This is a genomic window from Micromonospora sp. NPDC049044, assembly GCF_040649215.1.
Classification (GTDB): Bacteria; Actinomycetota; Actinomycetes; order Mycobacteriales; family Micromonosporaceae; genus Micromonospora.
Genome location: NZ_JBEZFA010000045.1, coordinates 51729 through 58145 on the forward strand (window position 1 = coordinate 51729; position 6417 = coordinate 58145).

The window sequence follows — 6417 nt, forward strand, 5'->3', positions numbered from 1 at the left end:
CCGGGCCGGCACCACCCGCCCGACGGGCGCACCTAGAACGCTTCGCCGGCCACGCCGCTGTAGCCGCGTAGCCCGTGCTGTCGAGCCAGCTCGTAGATGCCGTCGAGGTGGCCGAGCATCCCGACCGGAAGGGTGAGCAGCACATACTTCGCCGCATCGTCGGGCGCGTCGACAAGGTCGTGTTCGCTCGGTTCGAGGACGTCCACCAGATCGGGCCAGCGCGACAGCAGCTCGCCCCGGAAGCCTGTGACGTCGGGGTGCGCTTCGAGGACGTCGGTCTCGCCGTCGGCCAAGCCGTCGTAGATCTCGCCCGGGTCACCCACGCCGACCTTCCAGAACGCGAAATCACTGCTCACGATGATGCTCCCGGGCTACTCGGACGGTGACCGGTCACTCCGGCCGCCTGCGATCATGGCGCGGTGAGTCGACACCTTCAGGCCGGCGGACTCGGCTCCGCCTAGCAGCCCGCCGGCCGTCGGTTTCGCTGCTGAGCCTCGTAGGCGCGGGTCACCTGCGCCGTGCCGGCGCCCCAGGCGCGAACGCGGATGCCGCGGTGGCAGTCTCCGCTGCCCGGCAGGCAGTGAATCACCGCGCGCCGCACAAAGGTGCACCCGCCGATCCGGGCTGTCACCCATGCCCGGATGCCGCTGAGACGGATAGCAGATGTGTGCATGATCAGGGCGTTGTCCACAGTGGCGTCGGTTGTCCACAGGACGCCGCCGCCACCCCCAACCACCTTCGCCGTCGCCATAACGTCGCCCCGTGTCACACGACGAGGAGATTGAGGTACGCCAGCGCCTGCGCCGGCTGACGGACGCGCCGCTGGACGTGTTGTCACCCCCGGCAGGGGCACCGCTCGTGGGCGTACCCCTGGCCGGGGTGCTGCCACCCCGGGCCGGGGCGCCGGTGGCGGAGCCGGACATGGGCGTACCCCTTGCCGTGGACGGCTCGGTGGCCCCGCGGTTGTCCGGGCCTGGCGCGTTCGACCCGGGGCGACGTGGGGTGCGGGCGCTGGCTGTCGTGGCGGCGGTGGTGGTTCTGGCCGCCGGCGGATGGGCCTGGCGGTCCCGGCCGCACGCCGAGCCGGTCGCACCAGCGGGCAGTGAGGCCGCAGCGGCCAGTCCGGCGGGCGACCTCAGCGCGTCCGGCTCGGGCGAGCTGGTGGTGGCGGTCGCGGGCAAGGTCCGCAAACCCGGTTTGGTACGCCTGCCGGCCGGATCCCGGCTCGCCGACGCGGTGCAGGCGGCCGGCGGTCCGCTCCCCGGGGTCGACGTGGCGCTGCTCAACCCCGCCCGCAAGGTCACCGACGGCGAGCTGATAGTGGTCGGGGTGACGCCGCCGCCGGTGCCGGGCGGACCGGCGGCGGGCGGGGCGGCACCGGCCGCCGGTCCACTGAACCTCAACACCGCCACACTGGCGCAGCTCGACGCGCTGCCCGGGGTCGGTCCGGTGCTCGCCCAGCGCATCCTCGACCACCGCGACCGGCACGGCGGGTTCAAGGCCGTCGGCGACCTGCGTCAGGTCGACGGGATCGGGGACGCACGGTACGAGCAGCTCAAGGACCTGGTGACTGTGTGAACCGCAACCCTGCCACCGGCGACCCGTCGCCCCCCGGTGCCGAGCACCAGACGTCGCCGCCGGATCTGCGGCTCGCCGGGCTGGCTGTGGCCGCCTGGCTCACCGCGCTCGCCGGCCTGCATCTCGGCACCCGCGCGCTGCTGCTGGTGGCCACAGTGGCGACCATCCTGACCACGTTCGGCGCCCTGCACCTGCTCGGTCGCCTCGGCCGTCCGTGGGCCGCCGCACGCCGTTACGGCTGGATCGCCGTCGCTGTCGGCCTCGGTGTGGTCTGCGCGGGGGCGGCCACCGCAGCCCAGCTCGCCATCCGGGACACACCGCCGATCCGTGCCCTGGCCGAGCAGCGTGCTCTGATCACCGCCGAGGTGGTGGTCCGGGACGATCCGCGCCCGATCCGCTCCGCCGGGCGACCCGGGATGCTGCTGGTGCCGAGCGAACTGGTCCAGCTCACCGGCCCCGACGGCCGCCGAATTCACGCGTCGGTGCGGCTGCTCGTCCTGGCCACCGACCCGGCCTGGCATGGGCTGCTACCCGGGCAGCGCCTCACCGCCGACGGTCGGCTCGGTCTTCCGCGCGGTGGCGACCTCACCGCGGCCGTGCTCAGCACCAACGGCCCGCCGCAGCGGCACGGCGAGTCGTCCTGGGCGCAGCGAGCCGCCGGCACCCTGCGTGCCGGCCTGCAACGGGCCTGCGCGCCGCTGCCCGACGACCCGGGCGGGCTGCTGCCAGGGTTGATCGTGGGCGACACCAGCCGACTGCCACCCGCCGTCGAGGAAGAATTCCGGGCCACTGGCATGACACATCTCAATGCCGTGTCGGGGAGCAACGTGGCGATTGTGGTTGGCGCGGTGTTGCTGCTGGCCCGTTGGGCACGAGCCGGTCCGTGGCTCGCCGTCGGGCTCTGCGCGGTGGCGCTTGTGGGTTTCGTCATTCTGGTCCGCCCGTCGCCGAGCGTCGTACGAGCCGCGACGATGGGGGCGATCGGGCTCGCCGCGCTCGCCGCCGGTCGGCCCCGTGCCGCGCTACCCGCGTTGGCCGCCGCCGTCACCGTGCTGGTCCTTGTCGATCCCGAGCTGGCCGGGGATCCCGGGTTCGCGCTCTCCGTACTGGCCACCGGTGGTCTGCTGCTGCTCGCCGGACCCTGGCGGGACGGGCTGCGGCGGCGCGGCGTGCCGGCTGGCCTCGCGGAGGCGCTGACCGTGCCGGCGGCCGCGCAGCTGGCCTGCGGGCCGGTCGTCGCCGGCATCTCCGGCACGGTCAGCCTCGTGGCGGTGCCCGCCAACCTGCTGGCCGTGCCGGCCATCGCGCCAGCGACAGTGCTGGGCGTGCTGGCGGCCCTGGTGTCGCCGGTCTGGCCGGCCGGGGCCGAGTTCCTCGCGTGGCTGGCGAGCTGGCCGGCCTGGTGGCTCGTGCTCATCGCCCGCCAGGGCACCCGACTGCCGGGCGGCACCCTGCCCTGGCCCGGCGGGTTGCCGGGGGCACTGCTGCTGACCGCGGTGACCCTCGCCCTGCTGGTCGCGGTCCGTCGGCCCGTCGTGCGTCGACTGGTGGCGGTGGTCGGCGTCGCCGCAGTCATCGGCGTTCTCGCGGTGCGGTTCGTGGCTGCCGGCTGGCCGCCGACGGGTTGGGTGGTGGTGGCCTGCGCGGTGGGTCAGGGCGATGCCCTGGTGCTGCCGGTCGGCTCCGGGCGGGCGGTGGTGGTGGACGCCGGGCCTGAACCAGGTGCGGTGGACGACTGCCTGCGTCGGCTCGGCGTACGGGAGGTGCCGTTGCTTGTGGTCAGCCACTTTCACGCCGACCACGTGGGTGGTGTGGCAGGCGTGTTCCGGGGGCGACGGGTGGACGCCGTACTGGTGCCGGCCTCGACGGATCCGGAAAGTGGCCGGGACCTGGTCCGGGCGGCGGCGACCGCCGGGCGGGCCGCGCTGCTCACCACCTCGGCCGGCGCGCGCCACCCGATCGGGGGCGTCGACCTGCTGGTGCTCGGTCCGCCGTACCCGTTGGCCGGGACCAGATCCGACCCGAACAACAACTCGCTGGTGCTGCGTGCCACGGTGGGCGGAGTGCGGATCCTGCTGCCGGGCGACGCCGAGACCGAGGAGCAGCACGCGTTGCTGACGCGGGCAACGCCCAGCCAGTTACGGGCGGACGTGTTGAAGGTCGCGCATCACGGGTCGGCGTACCAGGACCCGAGCTTCCTCGACGCGGTGCGGCCGGCGGTGGCGCTCGTGCCGGTGGGCAGCGGCAACACCTACGGCCACCCGAACCCGGGGATACTCGCCCGGCTGAGCGGGGGTGGCACCCGGGTGCTGCGCACCGACACCGACGGCGACGTGGCGGCGATCCGGAACGATGGTGGCCTGGCCGTGGTCCGACGCGGAATCCCACCGGGCCGACGATCCTGAGCCGCAGGCGGCACGGTGCGGCCGATCCGCGGCGCCCCGGGTGGTGCACCGCAGCGCCTGGTGGACCCGACCCGTGATGACAATTGCGTATTAGGTGGCAATTGAGATAGATGTCTGGATTTGCGCTGAGTGCGGGCTGCGCCGACCAAGCAGCGAATGAGCAGGCGAGATCCCGACCTGGGCCGTGCGAATATGGGCGGCGTGACCGCCGCCAACCTCGCCCCCATTCTGCTCGTCCTCGGTGACGAGGAGTTGCTCGCCACGCGCGCGGTCACCGAAGCTGTCGCGAAGGTTCGCAGTGTCGACGCCGAGGTGGATGTCCGTGAATACCAGGCTGGTGCGCTCACCGTCGGCGAGATCGCCGAGATGCTCAGCCCCTCGCTGTTCGGCGGGCGGCGGCTGCTGATCCTGCGCTCGGGCCAGGACGCCCGCAAGGACCTGGTCGCCGCGCTGCTGGCGTACGCGAAGAACCCCGACCCCGACGTCCAGCTACTGGTGCTGCACCTGGGTGCCGCCAAGGGCAAGGCGTTCGCCGACGGGCTACGGGCGGCCGGCGCGACTGTCGTTCCGGCGGCCAAGCTCAAGGGGCATCGCGACCGGGTGGCCTTTGTCCGTGACGAGATCCGCCGAGCTGGCGGAAAGTGCACCGACGACGCCGCCGAGGCGCTCATCGCGGCGGTCGGCAACGACCTGCGTGAGTTGGCGGCCGCCTGTTCCCAACTGATCGCCGACACCGACGGGCGGATCAGCGCCGACACGGTCAGCCGCTACTACCGGGGTCGGGTCGAGGTGACCGGCTTCACGGTGGCGGACGCCACCATGGTCGGTGACGTACCGGCGGCGCTGGAGGCGCTGCGCTGGGCCCTGCACGTCGGCGTCGACCCGGTGCCCATCGCCGATGCCCTGGCCGACGGGGTGCGCACGGTGGCCCGGGTGGCGTCGGCCGGGCGGGGAAGCCCGTACCAGCTCGCCAGCAGCCTCGGCATGCCTGCCTGGAAGATCGAGCGGGCGCAGCGGCAGGGACGCGGCTGGACGCCAGAGGGTCTGGTCCGGGCCATGCAGGTCGCCGCCGAGTGCAACGCCGCAGTCAAGGGCGGCTCCGACGACCGGGCGTACGCCCTGGAGCGGGCGGTCTTCTCGGTCGCGGCAGCCCGGCAGGGCGGGTCCAGGTGACCGGGACGAACCGCCCGGCGTGGGCCACTGTCGCCGTCGACGAGGAGCGCTACCGGCCCCTCTACGCCCGACTCCTCGGTCTGCGGTTCGTCAACCCCGGCGGCGTGCTGTGCTTCCTCTTCTTCGAGGGCACCATCGCGTTGGCCGTGCTGCTCGCCCTCGCCGAGTTGGTCACCTGGTGGGCGGTGCTGGTGCTGCCCGTGGTGGTGGCGGCGATGGTCAAGCTCAACGACATGGTGGCCGCGGTCGTGGTCCGTTCCGCCGCGCTCGTGCCCGAGCAGGAACGCGATCGGTTCCGCCGGCAGATGGAACCGGTGGTCGGCCGAGCCCAGGTGGAGTGGATCTCGCACAGCGTCAGCGGCGTGGTTGTCGCTGCCGATCCGGTGCCACCCACCCGCCGCGCCGACCCGTCACGCTGAGCCCACCCCGTCAGGTCGGCCCGTCCCGTCAGGTCGGTCGGGCCAGCATGTCGGACCGGGCGTTTGGATTGAGCGGTGACCGTGCCGGGCGAACCCGATCTCGCCGGATTGGACGGGTGGTCTGCGGACCTGACGCCGGCCTGCGGACACACGGAAGCCCCGGACCGAGGCCCGGGGCTTTCCGAATCAGTCTGACAGTGAAGTCGTCAGGCGGAGAGCGCAACCACGCGCTTCGCGATCGCGGACTTGCGGTTCGCGGCCTGGTTGGAGTGGATCACGCCCTTGCTGACGGCCTTGTCCAGCTTGCGCGAGGCGTCCAGCATGAGCGCGGTCGCCTTCTCGACGTCACCGGCCTCAGCAGCCTCGTGGAACTTCCGGACGGCGGTCTTCAGCGACGACTTGACCGACTTGTTGCGCAGCCGGGCCTTCTCGTTCTGCCGGTTGCGCTTGATCTGGGACTTGATGTTCGCCACGCGACAGCCTCGTCTTGATAGCTCGGGTTGGTCAGCTTGTGCGCTGGGTGACGAACATGCGTCACCGCCGCGCGAAGAGCCAGGTTACCAGGTTGCCCGGGACGAGCCAAAACGGCTCCGCCGAACGCCAGTGCCACGGTCCGCCGCCCACACCGGTGCTGATCCACTCGGCTTCAAGGAAACCGGGGTGTCCGCAGCGAGATGACACCCCAGTATCCCGGAACCCGAGTCGATCACCCGAAGTCAGGCCGGCACCGGGCGGCGCGGCCCAGCATCGGGCGGCACCGGGCGGGGATCGGCCCAGCACCGGGCGGCGCGGCCCAGCGCGGGGCGGCGCGGCCCAGCGCGGGGCGGCGCGGCCCAGCGCGC

At 72.9% G+C, this 6417-nt stretch carries 6 protein-coding genes; 4 read left to right on the forward strand and 2 right to left on the reverse strand.

The features are described 5' to 3' along the window. Nucleotides 1-32 precede the first annotated feature (32 nt). Nucleotides 33-356, reverse strand: a complete 324-nt coding sequence (locus AB0B85_RS28650) for a hypothetical protein (protein ID WP_357412075.1) — start codon at nucleotides 354-356, stop codon at nucleotides 33-35. Between the two features lie 406 nt (nucleotides 357-762). On the opposite strand from AB0B85_RS28650, the gene AB0B85_RS28655 reads away from it, so the two are divergent. From AB0B85_RS28655 to AB0B85_RS28670, 4 genes are all read left to right on the forward strand, one after another. Next, nucleotides 763-1578, forward strand: a complete 816-nt coding sequence (locus AB0B85_RS28655; protein ID WP_357412076.1) for a ComEA family DNA-binding protein — start codon at nucleotides 763-765, stop codon at nucleotides 1576-1578. Next, the gene (locus AB0B85_RS28660; protein ID WP_357412077.1) at nucleotides 1575-3983 is read left to right on the forward strand and encodes a ComEC/Rec2 family competence protein; all 2409 of its coding nucleotides are present in this window, start codon (nucleotides 1575-1577) and stop codon (nucleotides 3981-3983) included. Before AB0B85_RS28655 ends, AB0B85_RS28660 begins: the two co-directional genes overlap by 4 nt. A 192-nt stretch (nucleotides 3984-4175) precedes the next feature. Beyond that, on the forward strand, nucleotides 4176-5156 hold the full coding sequence (gene holA, locus AB0B85_RS28665; protein WP_357412079.1) for a DNA polymerase III subunit delta: 981 nt from the start codon (nucleotides 4176-4178) through the stop codon (nucleotides 5154-5156). Further along, complete coding sequence (locus tag AB0B85_RS28670; protein WP_357412078.1) at nucleotides 5153-5575, forward strand: hypothetical protein; 423 nt, start codon at nucleotides 5153-5155, stop codon at nucleotides 5573-5575. Before holA ends, AB0B85_RS28670 begins: the two co-directional genes overlap by 4 nt. 206 nt (nucleotides 5576-5781) lie before the next feature. On the opposite strand, the gene rpsT is transcribed toward AB0B85_RS28670, so the two are convergent. Next, nucleotides 5782-6048, reverse strand: coding sequence for a 30S ribosomal protein S20 (gene rpsT, locus AB0B85_RS28675; RefSeq protein ID WP_030336508.1), 267 nt, complete (start codon nucleotides 6046-6048; stop codon nucleotides 5782-5784). Nucleotides 6049-6417: the final 369 nt, after the last annotated feature.